This window comes from Thalassospira sp. MIT121401, from assembly GCF_047125595.1.
GTDB classification, from domain to species: Bacteria; Pseudomonadota; Alphaproteobacteria; order Rhodospirillales; family Thalassospiraceae; genus Thalassospira; species Thalassospira povalilytica.
Window position 1 is genome coordinate 2,385,350 of record NZ_CP138926.1, and the last position, 22,722, is coordinate 2,408,071.

The 22,722-nt window shown below is 55.1% G+C and carries 22 protein-coding genes and 2 tRNA genes; 12 read left to right on the forward strand and 12 right to left on the reverse strand.

Features of this window, described 5'->3' with window-relative positions; all coding sequences use genetic code 11:
* Positions 1 to 5 precede the first annotated feature (5 nt).
* The 8 genes from coaD to SIB88_RS10970 all read left to right on the forward strand — a co-directional run bounded on the left by coaD (position 6) and on the right by SIB88_RS10970 (position 4,620).
* On the forward strand, positions 6 to 533 hold the full coding sequence (gene coaD, locus SIB88_RS10935; protein WP_068518489.1) for a pantetheine-phosphate adenylyltransferase: 528 nt from the start codon (positions 6 to 8) through the stop codon (positions 531 to 533).
* Positions 534 to 595: 62 nt separating this feature from the next.
* Positions 596 to 1,099, forward strand: a complete 504-nt coding sequence (locus tag SIB88_RS10940) for a peptidylprolyl isomerase (protein WP_068518488.1) — start codon at positions 596 to 598, stop codon at positions 1,097 to 1,099.
* 152 nt (positions 1,100 to 1,251) lie between these two features.
* Positions 1,252 to 1,327, forward strand: a tRNA-Lys gene (locus SIB88_RS10945).
* 254 nt (positions 1,328 to 1,581) lie between these two features.
* A tRNA-Lys gene (locus tag SIB88_RS10950) sits at positions 1,582 to 1,657 on the forward strand.
* 315 nt (positions 1,658 to 1,972) lie between these two features.
* Positions 1,973 to 2,848: a MotA/TolQ/ExbB proton channel family protein gene (locus SIB88_RS10955; protein ID WP_412558065.1), complete on the forward strand. Its 876-nt coding sequence runs from the start codon at positions 1,973 to 1,975 to the stop codon at positions 2,846 to 2,848.
* A gap of 23 nt (positions 2,849 to 2,871) precedes the next feature.
* Positions 2,872 to 3,261, forward strand: a complete 390-nt coding sequence (locus SIB88_RS10960; protein WP_068520070.1) for an ExbD/TolR family protein — start codon at positions 2,872 to 2,874, stop codon at positions 3,259 to 3,261.
* On the forward strand, positions 3,258 to 3,665 hold the full coding sequence (locus SIB88_RS10965; RefSeq protein WP_068520066.1) for an ExbD/TolR family protein: 408 nt from the start codon (positions 3,258 to 3,260) through the stop codon (positions 3,663 to 3,665). The genes SIB88_RS10960 and SIB88_RS10965 overlap by 4 nt, the downstream gene beginning before the upstream one ends.
* Position 3,666: 1 nt before the next feature.
* Complete coding sequence (locus SIB88_RS10970; RefSeq protein ID WP_101247620.1) at positions 3,667 to 4,620, forward strand: energy transducer TonB; 954 nt, start codon at positions 3,667 to 3,669, stop codon at positions 4,618 to 4,620.
* A gap of 87 nt (positions 4,621 to 4,707) precedes the next feature.
* On the opposite strand, the gene SIB88_RS10975 is transcribed toward SIB88_RS10970, so the two are convergent.
* The 5 genes from SIB88_RS10975 to SIB88_RS10995 form a co-directional block, all read right to left on the reverse strand.
* Complete coding sequence (locus tag SIB88_RS10975; protein WP_114114366.1) at positions 4,708 to 5,001, reverse strand: DUF2218 domain-containing protein; 294 nt, start codon at positions 4,999 to 5,001, stop codon at positions 4,708 to 4,710.
* Positions 5,002 to 5,793: an ABC transporter ATP-binding protein gene (locus SIB88_RS10980; RefSeq protein ID WP_412558066.1), complete on the reverse strand. Its 792-nt coding sequence runs from the start codon at positions 5,791 to 5,793 to the stop codon at positions 5,002 to 5,004.
* A 10-nt stretch (positions 5,794 to 5,803) separates the two neighbouring features.
* Complete coding sequence (locus tag SIB88_RS10985; RefSeq protein ID WP_170310269.1) at positions 5,804 to 6,874, reverse strand: FecCD family ABC transporter permease; 1,071 nt, start codon at positions 6,872 to 6,874, stop codon at positions 5,804 to 5,806.
* A 25-nt stretch (positions 6,875 to 6,899) separates the two neighbouring features.
* Positions 6,900 to 8,045, reverse strand: coding sequence for an ABC transporter substrate-binding protein (locus SIB88_RS10990; protein ID WP_250283918.1), 1,146 nt, complete (start codon positions 8,043 to 8,045; stop codon positions 6,900 to 6,902).
* 337 nt (positions 8,046 to 8,382) lie between these two features.
* Positions 8,383 to 9,708: a protoglobin domain-containing protein gene (locus SIB88_RS10995; protein ID WP_412558067.1), complete on the reverse strand. Its 1,326-nt coding sequence runs from the start codon at positions 9,706 to 9,708 to the stop codon at positions 8,383 to 8,385.
* A gap of 223 nt (positions 9,709 to 9,931) precedes the next feature.
* Here SIB88_RS10995 and SIB88_RS11000 point away from each other — a divergent pair, with 223 nt between their 5' ends.
* From SIB88_RS11000 to SIB88_RS11010, 3 genes are all read left to right on the forward strand, one after another.
* Positions 9,932 to 10,435: a hypothetical protein gene (locus tag SIB88_RS11000; protein WP_068520058.1), complete on the forward strand. Its 504-nt coding sequence runs from the start codon at positions 9,932 to 9,934 to the stop codon at positions 10,433 to 10,435.
* Positions 10,436 to 10,631: 196 nt separating this feature from the next.
* On the forward strand, positions 10,632 to 11,723 hold the full coding sequence (locus tag SIB88_RS11005; RefSeq protein ID WP_412558068.1) for a TRAP transporter substrate-binding protein: 1,092 nt from the start codon (positions 10,632 to 10,634) through the stop codon (positions 11,721 to 11,723).
* Between the two features lie 276 nt (positions 11,724 to 11,999).
* Positions 12,000 to 13,097, forward strand: a complete 1,098-nt coding sequence (locus tag SIB88_RS11010) for a TRAP transporter substrate-binding protein (RefSeq protein WP_412558069.1) — start codon at positions 12,000 to 12,002, stop codon at positions 13,095 to 13,097.
* A gap of 161 nt (positions 13,098 to 13,258) precedes the next feature.
* Here the strand turns inward: SIB88_RS11010 and SIB88_RS11015 are convergent, their stop codons facing one another.
* Complete coding sequence (locus tag SIB88_RS11015; protein WP_412558070.1) at positions 13,259 to 13,648, reverse strand: hypothetical protein; 390 nt, start codon at positions 13,646 to 13,648, stop codon at positions 13,259 to 13,261.
* Positions 13,649 to 13,802: 154 nt separating this feature from the next.
* On the opposite strand from SIB88_RS11015, the gene SIB88_RS11020 reads away from it, so the two are divergent.
* Entirely contained in the window at positions 13,803 to 17,771 is a 3,969-nt protein-coding gene (locus tag SIB88_RS11020) for a NahK/ErcS family hybrid sensor histidine kinase/response regulator (RefSeq protein ID WP_412558071.1), read from the forward strand.
* 13 nt (positions 17,772 to 17,784) lie between these two features.
* Here the strand turns inward: SIB88_RS11020 and SIB88_RS11025 are convergent, their stop codons facing one another.
* The 6 genes from SIB88_RS11025 to SIB88_RS11050 form a co-directional block, all read right to left on the reverse strand.
* Positions 17,785 to 18,792 (reverse strand): hypothetical protein, encoded by a 1,008-nt coding sequence (locus SIB88_RS11025; protein ID WP_412558072.1) that lies wholly within the window; start codon positions 18,790 to 18,792, stop codon positions 17,785 to 17,787.
* Between the two features lie 41 nt (positions 18,793 to 18,833).
* Positions 18,834 to 19,214 carry a helix-turn-helix domain-containing protein gene (locus tag SIB88_RS11030; RefSeq protein WP_412558073.1) on the reverse strand — a complete coding sequence of 127 codons (381 nt, stop codon included), beginning with the start codon at positions 19,212 to 19,214 and terminating at the stop codon, positions 18,834 to 18,836.
* A 22-nt stretch (positions 19,215 to 19,236) separates the two neighbouring features.
* A complete protein-coding gene (locus SIB88_RS11035) occupies positions 19,237 to 19,539 on the reverse strand; it encodes a type II toxin-antitoxin system HigB family toxin (RefSeq protein ID WP_412558074.1) in 303 nt (100 codons plus the stop codon).
* A 96-nt stretch (positions 19,540 to 19,635) separates the two neighbouring features.
* Positions 19,636 to 20,250: a LysE family translocator gene (locus tag SIB88_RS11040; protein WP_412558075.1), complete on the reverse strand. Its 615-nt coding sequence runs from the start codon at positions 20,248 to 20,250 to the stop codon at positions 19,636 to 19,638.
* Positions 20,251 to 20,448: 198 nt separating this feature from the next.
* A complete protein-coding gene (locus SIB88_RS11045; RefSeq protein ID WP_412558076.1) occupies positions 20,449 to 21,273 on the reverse strand; it encodes an AraC family ligand binding domain-containing protein in 825 nt (274 codons plus the stop codon).
* Between the two features lie 181 nt (positions 21,274 to 21,454).
* Positions 21,455 to 22,699, reverse strand: a complete 1,245-nt coding sequence (locus SIB88_RS11050; RefSeq protein WP_412558077.1) for an AI-2E family transporter — start codon at positions 22,697 to 22,699, stop codon at positions 21,455 to 21,457.
* Between the last annotated feature and the right edge of the window lie 23 nt (positions 22,700 to 22,722).

Genomic DNA, 22,722 nt, shown 5'->3' on the forward strand with positions numbered 1-22,722 from the left:
ATTCGATGACTGAAACGTCTTCTACCATATCGCGCATCGGGATTTATCCGGGCACATTCGACCCGGTGACCCAGGGGCATATGGATATTATTCGTCGTGCGACCCGGATTGTGGACCAGCTTATTGTCGGCGTTGCGATCAACGCCGGCAAAGGTCCGATGTTCGGCGTTGATGAACGCTGCAAACTGGTCGAAGAGGCCCTGAAAGCGGCGGGCGGCGAAGTTGCCGCGCGCACCTCAGTTAAGCCATTTTCTTCGCTTCTGATGGATTTCGCCAAAGAAAACGGTTCAAGCACGATCATCCGCGGTCTTCGCGCGGTGTCGGATTTTGAATATGAATTCCAGATGGCGGGCATGAATGCCCGGCTGTCACCGGAAGTCGAAACCGTGTTTTTGATGGCGTCCGACAAACAGCAGTTTGTTTCGTCGCGCTTCGTCAAGGAAATCGCCCGGCTGGGTGGTAATGTAAGTGAATTTGTGCCGGCCAACGTGCTTAAGCGCTTGCATGAAAAGCTGGCAGAAGAAAAGGAATAACGCAGGCCATGCGTCTTTTTCGTCTATTCTCAATAATTGCTCTCGTACTAGGAATTGTAACCATGTCCAATGGAAACGACGCTGTCGCGCAGGATTTGGAAAACACGCTTTATCTTGATCTGAAAGATGGCCGCGTTGTTATTCAGCTTCGCCCGGACCTTGCGCCGAAACATGTTGCCCGCATCAAGGAACTGACCCGCGAGGGGTTCTATGATGGTCTGAAGTTCCATCGTGTGATCGAAGGCTTCATGGCGCAGACCGGCGACCCCAAGGGCAATGGTACCGGCGGATCGGGTCAGAAACTTGATGCCGAATTCTCCAAGGAACATCATGGTCGCGGCACCGTTTCCATGGCCCGTTCGGCCAATCCGAACAGTGCTGATTCGCAATTCTTCATCTGCTTTGCCGATGCACCGCATCTGGATGGCCAATACACCATCTGGGGTCAGGTGACCGAAGGCATGGAATATGTCGACATGATCAAAAAAGGTGCCCCCTGGGCCAACGGGTCGGTTGCCGATCCGGACGTGATTGTCAAAATGCAGGTTGCTGCAGACGCGCAATAATCGCGCAAACCGATCATTTGCAACCGAAAGCCGTCCCTTTGTGGGGCGGCTTTCGCGTTTTAGGGCGCGAAAGCAGAAAAAGAGGAAAAATATGGAAAACAGGTGTTGACCAGCGCGTGCTCTCCCATTAAAACGCGCTTCACCAACGTTGAGGGCCCGTAGCTCAGTTGGTAGAGCAACTGACTTTTAATCAGTTGGCCACAGGTTCGAATCCTGTCGGGCTCACCAATAAGCCCCTGAAACCTTTCCGGTTTCGGGGGCTTTTTCTTTATCTGCCCATCCCCCTTTATCAAATCCGTTTCATCTGCGCGGTCCGATTTCTGTCGGCCGGTATCCGGACAATTCATGACATTTTTTTAAACGATCAAAACCGGGGTTTTCCGGGGTTTTGGCGCGAATTCATGGCAGATGTGCAAAAACACGTAAAAAGGGGGGTTGACCGATGACGCCAGTCCCATTAAAACGCCGCTCACCAACGTTGAGGGCCCGTAGCTCAGTTGGTAGAGCAACTGACTTTTAATCAGTTGGCCACAGGTTCGAATCCTGTCGGGCTCACCAATTCAAAACCCCTGGAACCCAGAAGTTCCGGGGGTTTTGCATATCCGGCATTTGGATCACTTACGTCTTCGCCGCACTTGTTTGCCCCATCAGGCATTTTCGCCCGCGTTGCCGGTGTGGTCCGACTTTCCCGTTCTGTCTGTTTCGATATCTGATCGCCCGGGCGCGAAGCAAAGCAGCCATGCACGAAAAAGCTGTATGTTTTGTTGGTTGCGATTGCATCGCAATTCTATTTCCTGTAAAGAATGCAAATCAGTTTCAAATGCATCAGAGCAGGACGTCTGATGCTGATCGTATATTTGATCGGAAAGTTAAATGCCTGAACCTGTAAATCCGTTGGCCGCATCTGATGATGCGCAAAGCCCGCTTGCATCCGATGGCGCAATTGCACCTGACGCAACTGCGACCGGAACCCTGTCCAGTGATGGTACAGTGATTCTTGATCCCGCTACGGGACTTCCGATGGACACAACGGCAACGACCCAGGCCAATTCCATGACCGATGCCTTTGTCGGGTTGCCGGTGATCGAACAGGTTGACCGGGCCGGGGTTGTCGGCTGGGTGCTGGCAGCGATGGCTTTGATCGGGCTTGTCCTGTTCTTCTACAAGCTGGTTGGTTTCTTGCGCCGCGGTGTCTTTGCCGACGGGTTTGTGCGTGATGTCGAACGCCACCTTTCAGATGGCGACGAAGCACAGGCCGCAGACCTTCTGGCGCGCCGTCGTCATCCGGCGGCACGTATCGGGCTTTCGGGCCTGTCACTGTCTGTGGCATCGGCTGATGAACGCGAAGCCGCATCCGATCTTATTGCCGCACGTGCGCGCAAGGAAATCGACAGCCTGAATGGCGGTTTGCGCATCATGTCGGCCATCGCGGTCCTTAGCCCGCTTCTGGGCCTGCTTGGAACCGTGATGGGCATGATCGAGGCCTTCCAGAAAATGGAAGGTGCGGGCAGCCGCATTGATCCGTCTGTCCTGTCGGGCGGGATCTGGCTGGCGTTGCTGACAACCGCGATCGGTCTTGTTGTCGCGATCCCGGCAACCGCATTCCATATGTGGATGCAGGGCGTTATCGGCCGTGCAGCAGCGGTGATGGAGGATGTCTGCACCATGGTGGTCAACCGGGGCGAACTGGCCCACAGGGCCACTCTGGGGGCGTCCAACGTATCCGAACTTCGCCACGCAGCCGAATAAACCCAATCCGCCGGAATACGCCTATGCAATTGCGCGAACGTAATCGCGGTTCATCACCGATGATCGGTCTGACCCCGCTGATTGATGTTGTCTTCATTTTGCTGATTTTCTTCATGCTGGCATCAAGCTTCCTTGACTGGAAGGGCTTCGAGATGTCGGTCAGCATCACAGATGGCAGATCAACAAGCCAAAGCGACGTACGCCCGGTAACGGTCAATGTCGATGCCAATGGCGGTCTTTCGATCAACGGGGAAACCGTATCGCTGTCGGGACTTGTCCCGGCATTGCAAAGCGACTATGGCGGATCGCCCGTGCGTCTGCGTCCGGTCAATGGTGCAAGTCTTCAGCATCTGGTGGATGTGATGGATGCACTTGGCCGCGGCGGGGTTACAGATGTGGAGTTCATCGAATGAAACGCCGCATTCAGATCGCCGAGGACGGCCCGGTCCAGGAACCGATGTTGCCTTTGATCAATATCGTCTTTCTGCTTCTGATCTTTTTCATGATTGCCGGAAGCCTGCAAAAGCTCGGCCCATTTGAAGTCGACCCGCCGGCAAGCCATACTGCCGAAGCCCGCCCCGAAGATACGATTGTTCTGTGGTTCGGGAAGTCGGGTGAAATCGGGATTGATGATCTTAAGGGCGGCCTTGATCGCCTGTCATCGATGTTGCCGGTTGATTATATCGGTCGTCCTGTCGAAATCCGTGCCGACCGCGATACCGAAGGTGCCAAGGTTGTTGCCTTGCTCAAACGGTTGCAGGAACTGGGCGTTGACAAGGTACAGCTGATGACCGCAATCGAGGCGGGACAGGATTGATATGTCAAAACGCGTTGATTTCCTGATCGCAACCGGGCTGACCGGTATTGTTCTGGCCGGGGGAATTGTTCTGGCCATGCCCGATCCGCAACCATCGGGTTGGGGCGGTGCCGGATCGGTCCAAAGCATCAGCATTTCGCTTGGTGCCGGGCATGCCGTCAGTGGTGAGTCCGAAATTGACGAACAAAGTGCGGATTCTGTCGAAAGCCGTGCTGCCGAAGAACCGGTCGAGGTTACCGAACCTGAACCCGAACCGGAACCGGAGCCGGTCGTTGAACCGGAACCCGAGCCAGAACCGGTCGAGGAACCCGAAGAAATCGTCGAGCCGGAACCAGAGCCCGAACCCGAAATTGTCGAACCCGAGCCTGAGCCGGAACCCGAGCCCGTCGTCGAAGAAGTCGTCGAACCCAAGCCCGAACCGGAACCTGAGCCGGTTGTGGTTCAGGAACTGGCCGAAGTTCTTCCGGTCCGGATGAAGCCCAAGCCGCCGGTCACCAAGGTCGAAGCACCGAAAAAACCGGAACCGGTTCAGAAAAAGCCCGAACCGGTCATGCAGCCAAGCGGCCTGACCAATTCAAGCCGGTCCGAAGGCACCGTGGGTGAAGTCGCGCAAAGCCAGGCGGCCTCGGCATCGAATGGCAGTGGTGGCGGCGCCGCCAGCAAGGCCGCGATGGTTGATTACCAGTCATCGGTTCTGCAAATGCTGAACCGCTATCGCGAATATCCCGACCGGGCCAAGCGACGCGGCATCGAAGGTCAGAACAGCATCTATATCGTGATTGCACGCGATGGAACGGTGCTTGAAACCCGGGTGCTGTCATCAAGCGGATCGAAGCTGCTTGATCGCGAAACACAGCGGATGATTGAACGGGTACGCCAATTCCCGCCATTCCCCGACACCATGACCGAAGACAAGATCATGTTGACCGTGCCGGTGGTCTACAATCTGCGCTAATGCAAAACGCCAGCCCCGAAAGGCTGGCGTTTTTTATTTCGCACTGTGGCGTGTAGCGTGTGACGGGGTAGGTGAGGGAAAGGAAGATCAGGCCTGACCGTCTTCCCACCGATAGTCCAGCGGCGCCTCGCGCCAGGCGAATTTGTCGAGATGGACGATAATCACGCCTTTCATCTTTTCGATGCCTTCGGCCTTTTCGGACTGACCATCGAAAATCAGGGCATCATCCGTTGCCGTGATGGTGCATGGCCCCATCGGAAAGGCGACATCGCCCGATGTTTCACCAAGATCGACTGTGACCTTGTGGGCGAAATGCTTGCACAGCTGCACAAGATATTTGGCGGCGTTATCGGTTTTGACCGATCCCCTGGTGGTAAACATTTATCGGTGTCCCTCTATGGTGTTGAGCCCGTCGACAATGACGAATGGTGACCCGTGCGAGCATGTTTCAAGCCGCCCGCTGACGTGATAGGCACGCGACAGCATTTCGGGTGTCATGGCGTGTCTTGGGGCGCCATGTGACAACACACCGCCTTCGCCAAACAGGATCAGGCTGTCGCAATGGCGCATCGCCAGATTGATGTCATGCAGCGCAATCAGCGCCAGTCCCTGTTTGTCTTTGACAAGGGTGCGCACCACATCAAGAACCCCAAGCTGCCAGCGCAGATCAAGCGCGCTTGTCGGTTCATCAAGCAGCATGATGTCGGGTTCGCGGACAATGATCTGGGCAAGCCCGACCATCTGGCGCTGACCACCGGACATGCGGCTAAGCGGTTGAAACGCGATATGGCGGATGTTCAGACGGTCAAAAACCCGTTCGGTCAGGGTTTCCACATGATCGCGTGTCAGATCATGGCGCACCGCCCGACAGGCCGAAATAACCGCCTCATAAGCCACAAGATTGGTGGCCTGGGGCAAGGTTTGCGGCAAATAGGCAACCTTGCGTGCGCGCTGATTATGGCTGAGCTTGCGGTTTTCATCCCCGTCATAGGTGATCGATCCGCCATAGGGGGCAAGCCCCGCAAGCGATCGCAGGAAGCTTGATTTGCCAACACCATTGGGGCCAAGCACGCCGATCACGCTGCCCGGTTCGAAATCGGCCAGCGTGATGTTGGACAGGATGGTGTTTTTGCCATGGGCAATCACAAGATCGCGGATATCAAGTTTGATCATGATCGGCCCCTTATCCACGACGCTTTTGCGAAATCAGCAAGGCCAGGAACAGCGGAATGCCGATCAGGGCCGTGACAATGCCATCGGGGATCATGATGCCCGGGACAATCGATTTGCTGGCCAGGGACGCACAGGACAGGATAAATGCCCCGGCAAGGATGCTGCCCGGGATGTAGTAACGATGGTCCTCGCCAAAGGCCAGGCGCGCAATATGCGGCCCGACCAGCCCGACAAAGCCGATCACGCCGGTAAAGGATACGGCAACCGCAGTCAGAACCCCGACGCGCAGCAATACCAGCATCCGCAAACGTTCAACCGAAACCCCATAGCTTTTGGCGTAATCTTCGCCGCCACGAAGGGCTGTCATTTTCCAGACATGGCGGATGCTGAATGGCACACAGCACAGAAACACCACGCCGACAATCGCGATCTTTTCCCAGCTGGCGCGTGCAAGGCTGCCCATGGTCCAGAAAACGATCTGTTGCAGGCTGTCGGTATCGGCAACAAACTGGATAAGCGACACCAGCGCATCCAGTGCGAAAACCAGCGCAATGCCAAACAGCACGACCGTATCAATGGTTGCCCCGTAAAATCCCGCCAGCATCTGGATCAGGAAAATCGCGCACAACGCCCCGGCAAAGGCAAATACCGGCACAATGTAGTTTTCCGGCAGGCCGTATTGGTCAAGCTGAAAGACAATGGCGACCGATGCACCAAGGGTCGCGGCATGCATGATGCCAAGGGTCGACGGGCTGGCCAGCGGGTTGTTAAGCACCGTCTGCAATTCCGCCCCGGCAAGGCCCAGTGTCGCCCCGATCAGGATCGCCAGCACCGCAAAGGGCAGGCGCACGTCAAACACGATCACCTTCATGGCGCCGGAAAGTGTTTCGGGATCAAGGATGCCGGTCACCACATCGACAAAGGACAGCATGGCCGGGCCGGTGATCACATTGGCAACAAAGGAAACAATCAGGGCAGTCAGGAATATGCACAGCCAGAAAATCCGTTTGAACACGAATGCCCGATACTGGTGTGACAGCGACGGCGCAGCATGTGCTGCGCCGGTGGTCTGGTCTTTCATCATTTGGTCCGATGTTTTATGGCGTTTACAAAGATGACGCCTGATCAAGGCCAATCCAGTAAACACCATTCAGATCAACCGCCTGGAAACGCTCAAAGAAGGTTCTCAGTGTTGCGTCCGGATCAAGATCGGCAAAGGTTTCGGGATGGAACCATTTTGCCATCGCCTGAAGCGTCGTGACATTGATCGGGTTGTTATAGACATGGTGCCATACGGAATAGACATGGCCGCTTTTCACCGCTGAAAGCTCCGAAAGGCCGGTACGTTCCATGCTGTGCGCAAGCGACGCTGCGGCCTGTTGGGCACTGGTCGATGCCCCAAGAACAATGCGTTTGGAATTGAGTTCCGGATCAAGCCCGGCCGATCCAACCGCGGTCGTCACATAATAGTCCGGGTTCTTGAGAAGAAGCTGCTCGATCGAAACCTGTGCGATGACACCGGGGATTTCGTCGCCAAACACATTGTTGCCGCCGGCAAGTTCGACAAATTTGCCGATCATTTCATTGCCCATGGCCTCGCAGCAATTCTGTTGCAGGCCAACCCGGCTTTCAAGAAAGACACTGGGCTTGTCAGTGATCTGTGCGGTTTTGTCGGTCACCTTGTGCAGGTTTTCTTCGTAGAATTTTACGAATGCTTCGGCCTGGTCTTCCTTGCCCATCAGCTTACCCAGAATGCGGATGCTTTTTGGCGTGTTTTCAAACGGCTTGCTGCGGAAATCGATCATCACGACCGGGATATGGGCCGCCCCCAGAACCGACAGGATTTCATGGCTTTTTGATCCCGGCCCATGGCCGCCCGACATGCCAAAGATCGCGACATCGGGTTCGACCGTCAGTGCCTTTTCGACCGAAAAGGTTGCCTCACCGCTGCGCCCAATCAACGGAATGTCGTCGATTTCGGGAAATTTGGCTTCGTACTGGGCGTAAGAGCCCGGATCAAGCTGTTTGAATTCGCCCATCATGCCCGCGATCCAGCGCACCGGGTTTTCCGGATCCAGAATGCCGATCGATGGCAAAAAGCGACCTTCGCCCAGGATCATGTGTTTGATCGGGACTTCGACGGTAACTTCGCGTCCGGCAACATCTGTCAGGGTAATGGTTTCACCAGCCCGGGCCGTGGTGGCGCACAGGACAGCGGCGGCAACGAAACTCAGTAAACGGTTAAATTTCATATCGTTTCTGCATTCTGGAAGGTTGCATGATGTAAGCGACAATCTGTCTGGCTGTGTCGGGGCAGGGTGCTGCGTCTTCACCATTTGGTTGATCAGCACCAAAACCGTTGCCATGGCCCGCGCATTAAGGATGCGCACCATCCACACAGCCGGAAATTTTCATAGCAAAGAAACCATCCAATTGCGAATGATTTTGAATATTATTTTCCTTAGGGCCTGGATCATCCGGCAAAGGACGGGGTAGTGCCGGTCACAGGCCGTCAGCCGTCAGGCAAAAAAAAGGGTGCGGAAACCGGCGTTCCCGCACCCGCACGACCGCGCATCAACGGTCAGAAAGTCATGACGTCGCCGTCAGACGCGACACAAAGGCATCAACATCACTGCGCAAACGTTCGGAATTCTGCTTAAGGGTTTTTGACACCTCAAACACCTGGGACGCCACCGAGCTTGTCTTGCTTGCCGTGCCATTGACCGTTTCAAGGCTGGTATTCACGTCCTGATTGGCGGCGGATACCGCATTGATATTGCCACTGATTTCGGTGGTGGCGGCGGCCTGTTGTTCGACTGCGGCCGAAATCGCCGTTACCGATTCAACGATGGTGCCGATTTGTCCGGCCACGGTCTGAATGGCACTGACGGCTGCTGATGTGCTTTGTTGAACGGCATTGATCTGTTCGGTGATGTCGCCGGTTGCCTTGGCGGTCTGATTGGCAAGGTTTTTGACCTCGCTTGCGACCACCGCAAAACCTTTGCCAGCTTCACCGGCGCGGGCGGCTTCGATTGTCGCATTCAGCGCCAGAAGGTTGGTCTGGCTTGCGATCTTGTCAATCAGATCAACGACTGTTCCAATCTGGTCTGCCGCAGCGTTCAGTGTTTCGATGGTGTCCGATGTTCGCCGAACGGATTGTTCGACCTCGTTGGAAATGGTCGATGCCCGCGACACCTGACTGGAAATTTCACGAATGGAACTGTCGAGTTCTTCGGCCGCACCGGCAACGGTGGTGGCATTGTCCGCGGAAATTTCGGCAGCCCCGCGGGCTCTTTGGACCTCGTCCTGGGTTTCGGTCATGCTGGAAATCAGCGTATTGGACGCGTGTGACATGTCCTCGGCCGATGAGGCGACGGCGGCAACGACTGTGCCGATGGTTTCCTCGAAATCATGCGACATCTGTTGCAGTTTGTTGTGATAGGTGTTTTGCGTTTCCTCGTAATAGACCGTGATCGCCATTTCGACATCGACCAGAAGCGCATTGATCGATGCGACCACCATCAGGGAAACCTGTGAATCGCGGTGGAACTGCCGGAACAGCAGGGCCGATATTTCACCAAGCATGAAATTATAGGCCGACACATAGGATTCCGGCGTCAACCCGATCCGTTCATGGGCCTTGCCGATGCGTCGGACATCTTCATAAAACGAGTCATCAAACGACCCTTCGAACAGTTTGGCCCAGTGTTTGCGCTGGGCGTCCTTGAGGCGGCTGATATTGGACGGATCCCCGACGATTTTTGCCAATTCCGGTCGGCCCATCACCTTTTTGTAAAATTCGTCCAGAATGGGTGGAAGGTTCTTTTCGATTACCGGCCATGCCCGTTTGAGCTGTTTGACCTTGTTCTCGTCAAAGCCGATGAATTCAAGACGGCGTTTTAGTTCCGGATGCATGCCATTCTCCCCGATAGCAGGTTGATCTCTCTCAGCATTTGTTATGCGCATCTTGGTTTTAGGTTGGGTTTCAATTTGCGAAAATAACTATCCATTAGGATTGATGATTTGCTCGCAAGGGTAGAACTACCTCGGCATGTCGCAGATTTTCGGGAAAAATCGTCACACCCTTTGGGGCAGTGCGTCGTGTCATCTGTAAGCCACAGATGAACAGGAGGCCGCCGTGCCGATTAACAAGGATCAGCTGAGAACTTTGATCGTGCAGCCGGTTTTGGCTGTGCTTGATCTTCCGGCCCCCGATGTGGCCGAAAACCTTCTGATGGGTACCGCTGCCCATGAAAGTCATCTGGGCGACTATATCCAGCAGGTTGGCGGCGGTCCGGCACTGGGCATCTATCAGATGGAACCGGCAACCCTGAATGATTGCTATGTCAATTATCTGGATTATTCGACCCGTGCGGCTTTGAAGGCCAAGGTTGATGGTTTCCTGGCGGCACAGCCGGTCGGATCGGATGGCAAACCCGACAAATCCGCACAGCTTGCCACCAATCTTGCCTATGCAACCGCGATGTGTCGCATCCGGTATTATCGGGCCCCGGGTGCCTTGCCGTCCGATCCCAATGATCTGAACGGGCTGGCAGCCTATTGGAAGCAATATTACAACACCCCGCTTGGCGCCGGCACGGTGGATCAGTTCATTGCCGATTATAACCGTTTCCTTGGCTAGGGTTGCGGCCCGAACAGCGATCATTGACGGTATCTGGCATTCGCATAAAGCCAGCATGCCGTAACGTCGGGGAAAAAATATTTCCCCGTTTTGGCAAAAATAGTGGAAACCGACGCGTCTTTTAGCGAAAATCCCCCTCCGCAGGCTGGTGGTCGCGCAAAAAACCACCAAAACACAAGAATCTAAGGGGATCCCAATGAAACGTCGTCAGTTCCTTAAAGGAGCCGGTCTGGGTGCGGGTGCGGTTGCCGCATCGGTCGCGGCACCGGCTATTGTTTCCGCGCAGGAAAGTCTGAATTGGCGCATGGTGATGCCGTGGCCAAAAGGGACGCCGGGCCTTGGCACCAATGCAGAAAAATTTGCCGCCATGGTCAAGGAAATGTCCAATGGTCGTCTGAATATCAGTGTGTTCGGTGGTGGCGAGATCGTCCCGCCGTTCGAATGCATGGATGCGGTCGAACAGGGCGTGGTCGAAATGGCCCATGGTACGCCCTATTACTGGCAGGGTAAAAACCCGGCCCTGAACTTCTTCTCGACCATTCCGTTTGGTCTGACCGCCTGGGAACTTTCGGCCTGGCTGCGCTTTGGCGAAGGTCAGAAGCTTTGGGAAGAAGCCTATGCCGAATTCAATGTTGTGCCGTTCTATGCGGGCAACTCCGGCATGCAGGCTGGCGGCTGGTTCAACAAGGAAATCAATTCGCTTGATGACCTTAAGGGCCTTAAAATGCGCTATGCCGGTCTGGGCGGCGAAGCCATGCGCCGTGCCGGTGCCAACGTCACCATGATGCCGCCCGGCGATATCATGCCGTCGATGCAGTCCGGCGCGATTGACGCCGCCGAATGGGTCGGCCCCTGGAACGATCTGGCATTTGGTCTCTATCAGGTTGCCAAATTCTACTATACCCCGGCCTTCCACGAACCCGGACCGGGTCTTGAGATCTTTGTCGGCAAGGACAAGTTCGATGCCCTGTCACCGAATCTGCAGGCAATCATCCGTTATGCCGCACAGGCGATTTCGGAAAACACCCTGGCCGACTTTACCTTCAACAACCTTCAGTCCTATCAGCCGCTGATCGACAAGGGTGTTGAAGTGCGTCAGTTCCCCGATGATGTCATCATGACCCTGGCCGAACATTCCAAGGCCGCGGTTGATGAAATCGCCGCCAAGAACGACCTGTCGGGCCGAATTGCCGCAAGCTACCTTGACCTCGTCAAGAAGGGCGCGCGCTATGGCAAGGAATTCGAAGCAACCGGTCTGTTGCAGCGTGCAAAGGTCTGGGGCTACTAAGTTCGCCAGTGTCTTGAAACAATCTTCGCGAACCGACCGCAACCCGGTCCGGTGCGCACGATATCAGGGGCTGCCTTCGGGCGGCCCCTTTTGTTTGAACCTTCGGGTGAAGAAATATAGATGAAATGTCGATGTCATGCAGTTTGCGCGATGCTGCATCCCGCAAACATGAATTGTTGCATGCGCCAAAAACCGTAACTTTGGGTTCAAACAGAGTTACGAAATTACCTTCGTAGAGTTTTTACGCAAAAATTTACCAATATTGGGAGCCCCACAATGAAACGTCGTCAGTTTCTGAGCGGCGCAGGCGTTGCTGCCGGTGCATTTGCTGCCGCTGCTACTGCGCCGGCCATCGTCAAGGCCGATGAAACCATCAATTGGCGCATGGTCATGCCCTGGCCCAAAGGAACGCCGGGCCTTGGTGCCAATGGCGAACTGTTTGCCGAACGCGTCAACAAGATGTCGGGTGGCCGTCTCAAGATTACGGTTTATGGTGCGGGCGAACTGGTTCCGGCCCTTGAATGCATGGATGCGGTCGAACAGGGCGTTGCCGATCTGGCCCATTCCACGCCCTATTACTGGTTTGGCAAGGACCCGGCCGTTTCGTTCTTCACCACCATTCCGTTTGGTCTGATGGCGTGGGAACTTTCGGGCTGGCTGCGCTTTGGCGGTGGTCAGGAACTTTGGGACGCACTTTATTCCCAGTTCAACGTCAAACCGTTCCTCGCAGGTAACACCGGCCTTCAGGCAGGTGGCTGGTTCAACAAGGAAATCAATTCTGTTGATGACCTTAAGGGCCTTAAAGTCCGCTATGCCGGTATCGGTGGCGAAGCCATGCGTCGTCTGGGTGCGACCCCGTCGCTGCTTCCGGCTGCTGACATTCTGCCAAGCTTGCAATCCGGTGCGATTGATGCGGCCGAGTGGGTTGGTCCGTGGAACGACTATGCGTTCGGTCTGGCCTCGGTTGCCAAATATTACTACACCCCGGCATTTGCCGAACCGGGTTCGGGCATCGAAGTCTTTATCAACAAGGACAAATTCGCCGAACTGCCCGAAGACCTTCAGGAAATCGTCGCCATTGCCGCACAGGCCAATGTCGAACAGACCCTTGCGGACTTTACCTTCAACAACGTTCAGTCCTATCAGGCGATCCTCGCCAAAGGTACCGAGATCCGTCATTTCAATGATGATCTGATCGCGGCCTTTGCCGGTGCCGCCAAGGAAGCGGTTGAAGAAATCGCAGGTCAGAATGACCTTAATGGCCGCATCTATGCGTCGCTGATGGATTTTGCGAAAAAGGCAGCCCCTTATGGCAAGGAGTTTGAGGCAACCGCGCTGAACCAGCGCGCCAATGTCTTTGCCAATCAGGGCTAACCAGTCCGCGATACCGATCTGAAACGAAAAAGGCCGACACCCCGGGTGTCGGCCTTTTTTGGTGCGCGCTATGCGCTATCGGCTATGCGCCAAGTCCATGCATCATGCACCGTACATTATGCGCCTGATGCGGGATGCCTGATGCATTATCCTCTTGGTGCCTAATGCACGGTCGGCTTGTTGGGCGCGGGCAGGTCAAAGGTGAACCTGTCCTGATCTTTAAGCTCTTCGTCTGCTGCGCGCTTGACCAGTTCGGCTGCCATGACAAGCGATGTTTCAATCGCCCATTTAAGCTGTTCGACCGCGCCTTCATTCCCGGCATTCAGGGCCTCGGGCAGGATGCGTTCCTGCAGGAATTTGGCAACCCCGGCAAAGGCACGCGCGGCACTTTCGCAATTGTCGCGTTCGATCATGAAACGCCCGGATTGCGCGATGGCATCGGCAATGCCCGACAAATGGCCCATCATGATGCGGATTTCACGTTCATCGGTTTCGGTTTTCTTTGCGACAAAACGCAAAATTCCGGCGTAAAAGCCATAATCAGAAGACATCTGAACCACGCTTTCATTGGTCTTTGGTCTGGGTGCTTATTGCACCAAATCGAATTTGCGTCGTTTTAGACAATTCATCGGCCGTGGTATAGTCCCCGGGAAAAGATAATCGTAACCGCCTGAAACGGTGGTCAGAATACAGGGCTATACACGGATGCTTCAGGGCGGACTGATCTTTATCGTTGCCATGACCTATATCGGGTTGTTGTTTGCCATTGCCCATTATGGTGACAAATACGCCGATAAATGGCGCGCATCAAAGTTGAAACCGTCGATCTATGCCCTGTCGATGGCGGTCTATTGCACCAGCTGGACATTCTTTGGATCGGTCGGAACGGCGGCAACACGCGGCTGGGCCTTTTTGCCGATCTATATCGGCCCGATCATTGTGATGATTGTCGGTTTTGGCATCATGACCAAAATCGCCCGGGTCTGCCATCAACAGAATATCACCTCGATCGCCGATTTTCTGGGGTCGCGCTATGGCAAAAGCCAAAGTCTGGCCGCCCTTGTGGCGCTGATCGCGGTGGTCGGCGTTCTTGCCTATATCTCGCTTCAGCTCAAAGCCGTGTCGCTGTCCTTTGATGTGCTGATCGGGGAACTTGGCGAACAGGTGGTGCGTCATTCGGCCGGTCATTTTTCCAAGGATACGGCCTTTTATGTCACCATCCTGATGGCGGTTTTCGCCATCCTGTTTGGTGTGCGCTATATCCATGCCTCCGAACATCATGACGGTCTTATTCTGGCGGTGGCGTTTGAAAGCCTGGTCAAGCTGGCTGCTCTTTTGCTGGTCGGGTTCTTTGTCGTGTACGGCATGTTTGACGGTGTTGCCGATATCAACAAGCGCGCCTTGTCCGATCCCGCCGTCCGGCAACTTTTCAGGCCCGATACCTGGCTGACATCGCATTTCTTTATTGCGACGCTGCTTGCCGCCTTTGCGATGTTCTGTCTGCCGCGCCAGTTCCATGTGACCTTTGTTGAAAATGATGACAGCCGCAATCTGGCTAGTGCGCGCTGGCTGTTTCCGGCCTATCTGGTGGCGATCAATATCTTTGTCGTGCCGATTGCCATTGCCGGCCTGTTCATGTTCGGGGACGAGCCAAAGGTCAATCCCGATACATTCGTTCTGACCTTGCCGCTTCTGGGCGGGCAGGACTGGCTGGCGATTGTTGCCTTTATCGGCGGGCTGTCGGCCAGTACCGGCATGGTGATCGTATCGTGCGTCGCGGTTTCGACCATGGTGTGTAACGATCTGATCATGCCGCTTTTGCTGCGCTCGGAAAAATTGCAAAACCGCATGTCCGGTGATGTCAGCCAGGTGCTTTTGAAAATCCGGCGTGCGGCCGTGATCCTGTTGCTTTTTCTGGCTTACGGGTTCTATCGGTTCCTGTCGGAAAAATATGCGCTGGCCGATATCGGGATGCTGTCCTTTGCCGCCATGGCGCAATTCGGTCCGGCGGTTCTGGCGGCCATCTATCTTAAAAACATCAACCGGACCGGGGTGCGGCTTGGCCTTGTGTCGGGATTTGTGCTTTGGGCCTATACACTGTTGCTGCCGACCTTTGTGCAGGGGGAATTGCTTCCGGCATCGATCCTGACCGACGGGCCGTTCGGTTTTGCCATTCTTAATCCGCAGGCATTGCTCGGGGTCGGGATCGAAGATCACCTGACCCACGGGGTGGTCTGGTCGCTTGGTGTCAATTTCGTTCTGATGTTTGTCGGATCGGCCGTCGGGGTACAGGGCGTGACCCAGCGCCGGCAGGCCCAGGTCTTTGTCGATGTCTGGCGCAAAAGTACGAAGGCACGCAACGACACCTGGCTTGGTCGGGTCACGCTGGGCGACCTCGAAGATCTGGCTGCGCGGTTTCTTGGAAAACACTGGGCACAGCGTGCCTTTCGCAATTATCTGAAATCGCGCGGGGGCGAACCCAAACGATCCGACCTTGCCGATGTCGATGCCGCAAGTTTCACCGAACATCTGCTTTCGGGGGCCGTGGGGGCGGCATCATCGCGCGTGGTGATGGCGCTTTTGCTGCCCGATAAGGCGGTGTCGCGCCGTGATGCGATGGAACTTCTTGACGAAGCGTCCGAGGCGATCAAATTCAACCGTGACCTGTTGCTCAATACCCTTGAAAACATTTCCCAAGGGGTCGGCGTGTTTGACCAGAACCTGCGTCTGGCGACCTGGAACCATCGGTTCATTGATTTGCTTGGCATCGCGACAAGCGACATTCAGGTCACCCTGCCACTGTCCGAACTGGTGCAGATTTGCCGCGCCAACGACACCCGTTCGGTTGATATCGATATCCTTCTGGGCCGCAATGCAGCCCCCCAGATGCGCCGGCTTCCCCATACTTACGAACGCAAACGTTCCGATGGCATGGTGCTTGAAATCCGCACCAACCCGATGCCCGATGGCGGCTTTGTTGCCACCATCGCCGATATCACGGCACGCGTGCGCACCGAAGAAGCCCTTCGCGAAAGCGAACGCAATATCCGGATTTACACCGACAACATTCCGGTAATGATCGCCTATGCCGACAAAAATCAGCGCCTGCGCTTTACCAACCGCCCGTATGAGCGGATGTTTGGCCTTAGGCGTGTTGAGGCCCACGGCATGTCGGTCCGCGAAGCGGTGGGCGAGGAACGCTATGTCCATCTGGCTCCGATGATCGAGCTGGTGCTTAAGGGCTATCGCCAAAGCTTTGAAATCGAATTCCCGGCAATCACGCGCAACCGCAATGATGAACGCGGCATGCAGGGCGTGCGCGAAGGCCGCTATGCCGAAGGCACCTATATCCCGCATTTTGACGAAACCGGCGAAGTGCTGGGTTACTTCTGCATCTATCACGACATTACCGAACGCAAGACCGCCGAACAGGCCCTTAAGGAAGCCAACGAGGGGCTTGAAGCCCGCGTGACCGAACGTACCCACGCGCTTGAAGTTCTGAACTCCGAACTTTCGGACGCCAAGGAACAGGCCGAAACTGCTAACGATACCAAAACCCGCTTCTTTGCCGCGGCCAGCCACGATCTTTTGCAGCCGCTTAATGCCGCGCGTCTGTTTACTGTGGCGCTTGGCGGCAAACAGGGACTGGCCGAGGATGTGCTCGACCTTGTCGGCAAGGTTGATCTGTCACTCAAGGGGGTCGAGGAACTGCTGAACGAGCTTTTGGATATCTGCAAGCTCGATGCGGGGGCGATGCAGCCCAATATCCGTAATTTCGCAATCAGCGATGTGTTAAGCGCACTTGAAACCGAATTTGGCCCGATTGCCGAAAATGCGGGGCTGAGCTTCAAGGTCCATAAACGCGATCTTTGGGTGCGTAGTGACAGTCGCTTGCTCCGCCGTATCCTGCAAAACTTCATCTCCAACGCCATGCGCTATACCCGCACCGGGGGGGCTGTGGTCGGCTGCCGTGTGCGCGGCGACAAGCTGAAACTCGAAGTCTGGGACAGCGGACCGGGCATCCCCGAAGACAAGCTCAAAATCATCTTCCGCGAATTCCACCGTCTTGAGGGCCCGGAAACCACCGATGTTAAGGGGCTTGGTCTTGGCCTTGCGATTGTCGATCGTCTTGGCCGGTCCCTTGATCATCCGGTATCGGTGCGCTCGCGCCCCGGACGCGGCACGGTCTTCTCGGTCGAGGTGCCACTTGGCGTTGCCGATACGGCCGCAACCCCCAAACCCAAACGCCGCATGGCGGGGGAACTGGGCGGCTTGCGCGTGCTGTGCATTGATAACGAACCCGACATTCTTGACGGCATGAATGCGATGCTCAGCAACTGGGACTGCGTGGTCGCTACCGCCCGGTCCGGCCCGGTGGCCGAAGACCTTCTGAGCGGATCAGAACCGGGCAAGGGCACCTTTGCACCCGACATCATCCTTGCCGACTACCACCTTGATTCCGGCCAGACCGGCCTTGATGTCCTGATCCGGCTTCGCGATGTTCACGGTGTTAACGTACCCGGCGTCATCATCACCGCCGACCGCTCGACTGAGACCGCCGACCTGATCCGCGAACAGGGTTTCTCCCTGCTCAACAAACCCCTCCGACCGGCGAAACTGCGTGCGCTTATGACGCGGGCACTTAATCGGTTGGGGAGTGATGCGGCAGAGTAAGAGTCACATAAGATTACAGCGATGAGATTTCACCGGTAAGCAGGTTAACGTCCTCTCTCAACCAACTTTCTCTATCCATCTCATGAGTACTCCACCAATCTCGTAGTTCTTCGATGTTCTTTTCTGGAATGAATGGCAATGTAAGATTTTTAAATAGATCAAATTGCGGTATCGGTACCGGCCCACCGATTCCATGATGATAAAGTATGGCTGAACCAATCTCATTGGCCGTTCTTATCAATGCCCGTTGAGCTTCTTCGATTTCGTCAAGAGAGATTCCTTTGCTTTCAAGTAAAACTTGTTCACGTGAATAGCCGTCTGCTGCATGGGCTGTGAATTTGTTTCTCAGCGTGCGGAGTTTCTCGAAAGTGGGAGATTGGAGCCAGCTTTCTAAGGTGTCGAATACGCGATCATCAATCAGGTCTGTACGACATCGGTTGTCGGATGAAACTCCTGATAATCTATCGAAGAAATCATGCAGGCGTTGCGACACAGTCCATGCTTTTGGTCCTGAAGAAGGCAGATATCTTACTGTTCGAAACTCTTCAGGTGTCATATTTGAGTATTCGTTGTCGCGAATCGTTTGGTAGTCGTATGGTAAGCCGTCGAAGCAAACGTAAAGCTCGCGAGTGAGTAGTTTCTTGTGTTTTTTAAGGTCATCAATAAAGCGCGGCAGAGAGATAATTCCTTTTTTCTTTTGACCATAGTATGCGTCTGTTATTTTGCAGATCGACAGTATTTGAGTAGACACGAAACCGCTGTCAATGAACTCCGCTAGCATTGCATTAGTAGATGCAGTTGGAGAATCTTCATTGGAAAAACGTCGCGATTCATTGAGTGTGCGGAAAACGGCATCACTCCACATGATGCCGTTGACTTGCTTACATATAGAATGGTGTTCATCTTCACTGAACCAAGTGATCCATTCGGAGTATTTTTCTCTAAATTCAGCAAGCTGATTGGAGTTACTAACGTCGCATTCTGCAACAGGATATTTGAACTCGAAGCTGCTTTTATTCATTTGAAGAATGTAACCTTTAGTGTGAGCCTAGTTAGTTCTATCTAAGCGATATATCTTATGGGTTGGATTAATATATCTGCTGGAATACCCCAAACTTCATTCAGCTTTCTGATCTGCGTAAGTGAAAGGCTGGTTTTGTGGTTGAGGAATTCGGACGCACGGGAACGACTGCCAAGCAGTTTTCCAAGCTCGGCGCGTTCCAGTCCATTTTGCTCCATGTAAAACAATACAGCTTCGACGGCATCGGGTGCGGCAATCGGGTATTGTTGCGCTTCGTACTGGTCGATCAGGATGCCGAGTACTTCTAACTGGTCGGCTTCCGGTGTGCCCGGTTTGGCGTCCCAAAGATTTTCAACAAGCTCCATCGCCGCCTCATGGTCAGCTTCGGTCTTGATTGGTTTGAGGGCATAGGTTGTTTGCATCTCTTTCTCCTGCCAAGTCCGGTTAGAACCTGTCGACGGTTTTGGCATCGATCTTGTCATAGTCTGCGTGGGTGCCGATGAACTTGATCCATGCGATCTGGACGTCATAGCGAAAGGCGACGATCAGGCGGTAGTTATTGCCGTGTATCTTGAACCTGATGCGTTCGGCATTGATTGATTTCGCCGTGCCGAAAACGTTCAGGACATCCTGATGGCTTTGCCAGTTTGCTTTGCGGGTCCGATCAAACCATGCCTTAAGGGGCTGTTCCGTTTCAGGATGTTTAAGCCAGAAATCAACAAGCACCTTGCGGGCAATGATACGCATACGTTTTCCTGATGCGGGTTTGCTTCAATCTGTCCATTACCAGTAAAGTATCATGTTCCATAAATTGGAACAATATCGTTTTGTCGTGCAATCTGCTTATCGTGCCGTCATGACAAGTTTCGCCCCCATCGCCACAAACGCCCCGGCAAAACCCTTACCGATCCATGTCATGATTTTCGGGCGTTCGATGATGTGGCTGCGCAGTGCCCCGGCGAAGCATCCGTAGATTACAAACACCCCAAACGTCATAGCCATGAAGATCAGGCCGAGCAGGGTCATCTCAAGTGTTGTGCCGGGCGTGTTAGCGCTAACAAACTGTGGCAGGAAGGCGAGGAAGAAGACCGACAGTTTGGGGTTGAGAAGGTTCAGCAAGATGCCGTCGCGGATGATTTTGGCGATGCCGGTTTTGGTCTCATTCGCGGTGACTTTCATCGCACCTGTCCCAAACCACATGCCCCAGGCCATATAGAGCAACCACGCCACACCGAGATAACGCACGATTTCAAAGGCGACCGCGCTGGCATGAAGCAGGGCGCTCAGGCCAAGGATGCTTGCCGCCATATGGGGCACGATGCCAAGGGTGCAGCCAAAGGCCGCCCAGATGCTGGCTTTCATGCCGCGTCCCAATCCAAGGGCAAGGGTATAAATCACGCCGGTGCCGGGCAGGGCGACGATGATGAGCGATGTGATCAGGTAATCAAGGGTGATCATGATGCGTCCGTTTGGTTGACTGTGATGCAGTCAATTTACGGGTGGCGCGGGCCGCATTCTTGAACGGAATTGCAGGATGATTTTCGCTTTTTGCGGGGCTTCGCGTTTATGCGCATTTTGGGCGATGGTCCGCATCGCCCAAAATGCTGTATCTGGCGGATCAGAACGGCAAATGGAAGATGTGAGGATTACTCAGTTTTACCGAACGGCACGGGCATAGCGGCCCGGTGTCAGGCCGAAGGCCCGGATAAAATGGCGATTAAGGTGGCTTTGATCAGCAAATCCGGCGCGATGGGCAATATCGGCAAGTGGCTGGCCCGCCCGGATCAGGTCGCGGGCAAGATCAATGCGCCGTTGGATCAGATAGGCGTGCGGGGTCAGGCCGGTCGCACGGGTAAATTCGCGCACGGTTTGAAATTTGCTTAGCCCCGTCACGTCGGAAAGATCATCAAGGCTGTGCAGTTCGGCCGGGCAATCATCAAGCAATGCCTTGGCCCGTTTGATCCGTGCATGGGCGACTGCCTTTCGGGTTGCGGGTTTGGCGGGCCCGTCGCCCGAATGGGACAGGGCATGATGAAGCAGCAAAAGCAGCATTTCTTCGCGCCGCAACCGTGCGGCATCCACTGTGCCGTGGGTGATTGCGTCAAATAGTGCGGTGAAGCATTGCCGGACCTGTGGGTGATCCATCACCGGGCGGGTGAATTCATAATGCGGGTTTGCGCCGTCTGACATGTCGTTTGCTGTATTGGCAATCAGGGCAGGATCGAAATACAGCATGTTCCAGCCGCGCGCCGCATCGCCGATCGGATGGCCGTCATGGATTTCGCGCGGATTGACCGTAATGATGTTGCCAGCCCCGGCTTCGACCATGCCGCGGCCCGATGCAGATTTTTGTGCGCCTGAAAACATCAAGCCGATGCCGAATGTTTCATGGCTGTGTTTGGCAAAGCTGTGGCGCGTGCGGGCGCGAACGGCCTCGACACCCGGGCAGTCATGACAAAGAATTTCAACCAGATCGGACATGCCCCAAGGGTGGCAGCCCGGCCGATACTTGGCAAGCAATTAGACGTACGCAGCAGGGGCGGCGGCGGAATAGCCGGATTTAGGTCATGCCATCACGCGTTGATCATGCCTTGATCGGGGCTTTGGCCTCTTTGGCGGTTTAGGCGCCCTTGACGCCTCTCACCAGGGTCGCGCAATCGATCTATTTCGACCGGGCAAGGTTATTGCCCTGATTGCCGTGATGATGGGGGCCCAGCAATTCGCGCAACCCGCCAAGCCCGTCGACATGATTGGCGATAACCCGCGAAACGATCAGAAGCGGTACGGCAACCAGAATACCGACCACACCCCACATCCAGCCCCAGAACGCCACAGCCAGAATGATGGCAATTGAATTGATCCGAAGCCGGTTGCCGACAAGGGCCGGGGTGATGATCTGGCCTTCAAGGGCGGTACAGACGAAATAAAGGGCCGGGGCCAGAAGGGCCTCGCTTGTTGTCTGCATGGATACAAGGCCAACCACGGCAACAATGGCAATCCCGGTAAGGGCCCCCAGAATCGGCACGTAATTCAGAACCGCGGCGGCAATCCCCCACAGGATCGGGTTGGGCAGGCCAATGATCGCCATCAGCGTGCCGACAACAAGACCAAGCGTGATATTGATCGCGGTGATGGTGGCAAGATAGCGCGAAACTTCGCGTTCGACATCATGGGCAATGCGCAATCCCTTGCGCCGGTCGCCAAAGGTCGGAAGCGCACGCACCAGTTTCTCATAGACAAGATCACCGGCCGATAAAATGAACAGAAGCAGCACCAGCATCAACGCAATACCGGCCAGAATATCGGGCGCACCTTCGGCGGCCTGACTGATCAGGTTGGGTTCGGTCACCACCACCTTCTGGACATTTTCATCGCCGCTATTCTGGTCGGTTGCCTCGGCCACCTGTTGCTGGGCATCGCGCAGCTTGTCAAGCGGCTCGCTAAGATCGGCAAGGCGCAGGCGCAGCCGTTGCTCGATCTGCGGGGCTTCGTCGATCCAGCCCGATACCGGGCCGCTCAATCCGTAAATGCCGGCAATCACCGATGCGCTGAGGCCAAGCACAATGGTCAGCGCAGTTATGCTGCGCGGAATGCGAAATTGCGCAAGCGTACGCACGACAGGCGAAAAGACAAGCGACAGCAAAAACGCCATGATCACCGGCAGCACAAGACTTTGCGCCACATAAAGACAACCAAGGGTGAGGATGCCAAACGTTCCGATGACCGAAATCGTCCGGGCCCGGCGATAGATCAGGGCGCGCGAACCTGCAACCCGGGTCTGGTCCGGGCCGTTAACCGTATCTGCCTGATCCACGGCTGCCTGATTGGCGGCCGCATTGGGTTCGTTTGGTGATCGGGTGGTGTTTGACGGATCTGATGGTGTCCCGACGGCGCATGGCGATGACATGCATGGTCTCCCGTTTGTTCGGG

What these genes read in the sequence shown, in the direction of transcription:
- SIB88_RS11040 (WP_412558075.1), bottom strand. Translation starts at nt 20,250, where the DNA reads ATGATCACCCTTGATTACCTGATCACATCGCTCATCATCGTCGCCCTG.
- SIB88_RS10985 (WP_170310269.1), bottom strand. Translation starts at nt 6,874, where the DNA reads ATGAAAGACCAGACCACCGGCGCAGCACATGCTGCGCCGTCGCTGTCA.
- SIB88_RS11005 (WP_412558068.1), top strand. Translation starts at nt 10,632, where the DNA reads ATGAAACGTCGTCAGTTCCTTAAAGGAGCCGGTCTGGGTGCGGGTGCG.
- SIB88_RS11045 (WP_412558076.1), bottom strand. Translation starts at nt 21,273, where the DNA reads ATGTCCGATCTGGTTGAAATTCTTTGTCATGACTGCCCGGGTGTCGAG.
- SIB88_RS11025 (WP_412558072.1), bottom strand. Translation starts at nt 18,792, where the DNA reads ATGAATAAAAGCAGCTTCGAGTTCAAATATCCTGTTGCAGAATGCGAC.
- SIB88_RS11050 (WP_412558077.1), bottom strand. Translation starts at nt 22,699, where the DNA reads ATGTCATCGCCATGCGCCGTCGGGACACCATCAGATCCGTCAAACACC.
- SIB88_RS10970 (WP_101247620.1), top strand. Translation starts at nt 3,667, where the DNA reads ATGTCAAAACGCGTTGATTTCCTGATCGCAACCGGGCTGACCGGTATT.
- SIB88_RS10995 (WP_412558067.1), bottom strand. Translation starts at nt 9,708, where the DNA reads ATGCATCCGGAACTAAAACGCCGTCTTGAATTCATCGGCTTTGACGAG.
- SIB88_RS11010 (WP_412558069.1), top strand. Translation starts at nt 12,000, where the DNA reads ATGAAACGTCGTCAGTTTCTGAGCGGCGCAGGCGTTGCTGCCGGTGCA.
- SIB88_RS10960 (WP_068520070.1), top strand. Translation starts at nt 2,872, where the DNA reads ATGCAATTGCGCGAACGTAATCGCGGTTCATCACCGATGATCGGTCTG.
- SIB88_RS11015 (WP_412558070.1), bottom strand. Translation starts at nt 13,648, where the DNA reads ATGTCTTCTGATTATGGCTTTTACGCCGGAATTTTGCGTTTTGTCGCA.
- SIB88_RS10965 (WP_068520066.1), top strand. Translation starts at nt 3,258, where the DNA reads ATGAAACGCCGCATTCAGATCGCCGAGGACGGCCCGGTCCAGGAACCG.
- SIB88_RS10940 (WP_068518488.1), top strand. Translation starts at nt 596, where the DNA reads ATGTCCAATGGAAACGACGCTGTCGCGCAGGATTTGGAAAACACGCTT.
- SIB88_RS11020 (WP_412558071.1), top strand. Translation starts at nt 13,803, where the DNA reads ATGCTTCAGGGCGGACTGATCTTTATCGTTGCCATGACCTATATCGGG.
- SIB88_RS10980 (WP_412558066.1), bottom strand. Translation starts at nt 5,793, where the DNA reads ATGATCAAACTTGATATCCGCGATCTTGTGATTGCCCATGGCAAAAAC.
- SIB88_RS11035 (WP_412558074.1), bottom strand. Translation starts at nt 19,539, where the DNA reads ATGCGTATCATTGCCCGCAAGGTGCTTGTTGATTTCTGGCTTAAACAT.
- SIB88_RS10975 (WP_114114366.1), bottom strand. Translation starts at nt 5,001, where the DNA reads ATGTTTACCACCAGGGGATCGGTCAAAACCGATAACGCCGCCAAATAT.
- coaD (WP_068518489.1), top strand. Translation starts at nt 6, where the DNA reads ATGACTGAAACGTCTTCTACCATATCGCGCATCGGGATTTATCCGGGC.
- SIB88_RS11030 (WP_412558073.1), bottom strand. Translation starts at nt 19,214, where the DNA reads ATGCAAACAACCTATGCCCTCAAACCAATCAAGACCGAAGCTGACCAT.
- SIB88_RS10955 (WP_412558065.1), top strand. Translation starts at nt 1,973, where the DNA reads ATGCCTGAACCTGTAAATCCGTTGGCCGCATCTGATGATGCGCAAAGC.
- SIB88_RS10990 (WP_250283918.1), bottom strand. Translation starts at nt 8,045, where the DNA reads ATGAAATTTAACCGTTTACTGAGTTTCGTTGCCGCCGCTGTCCTGTGC.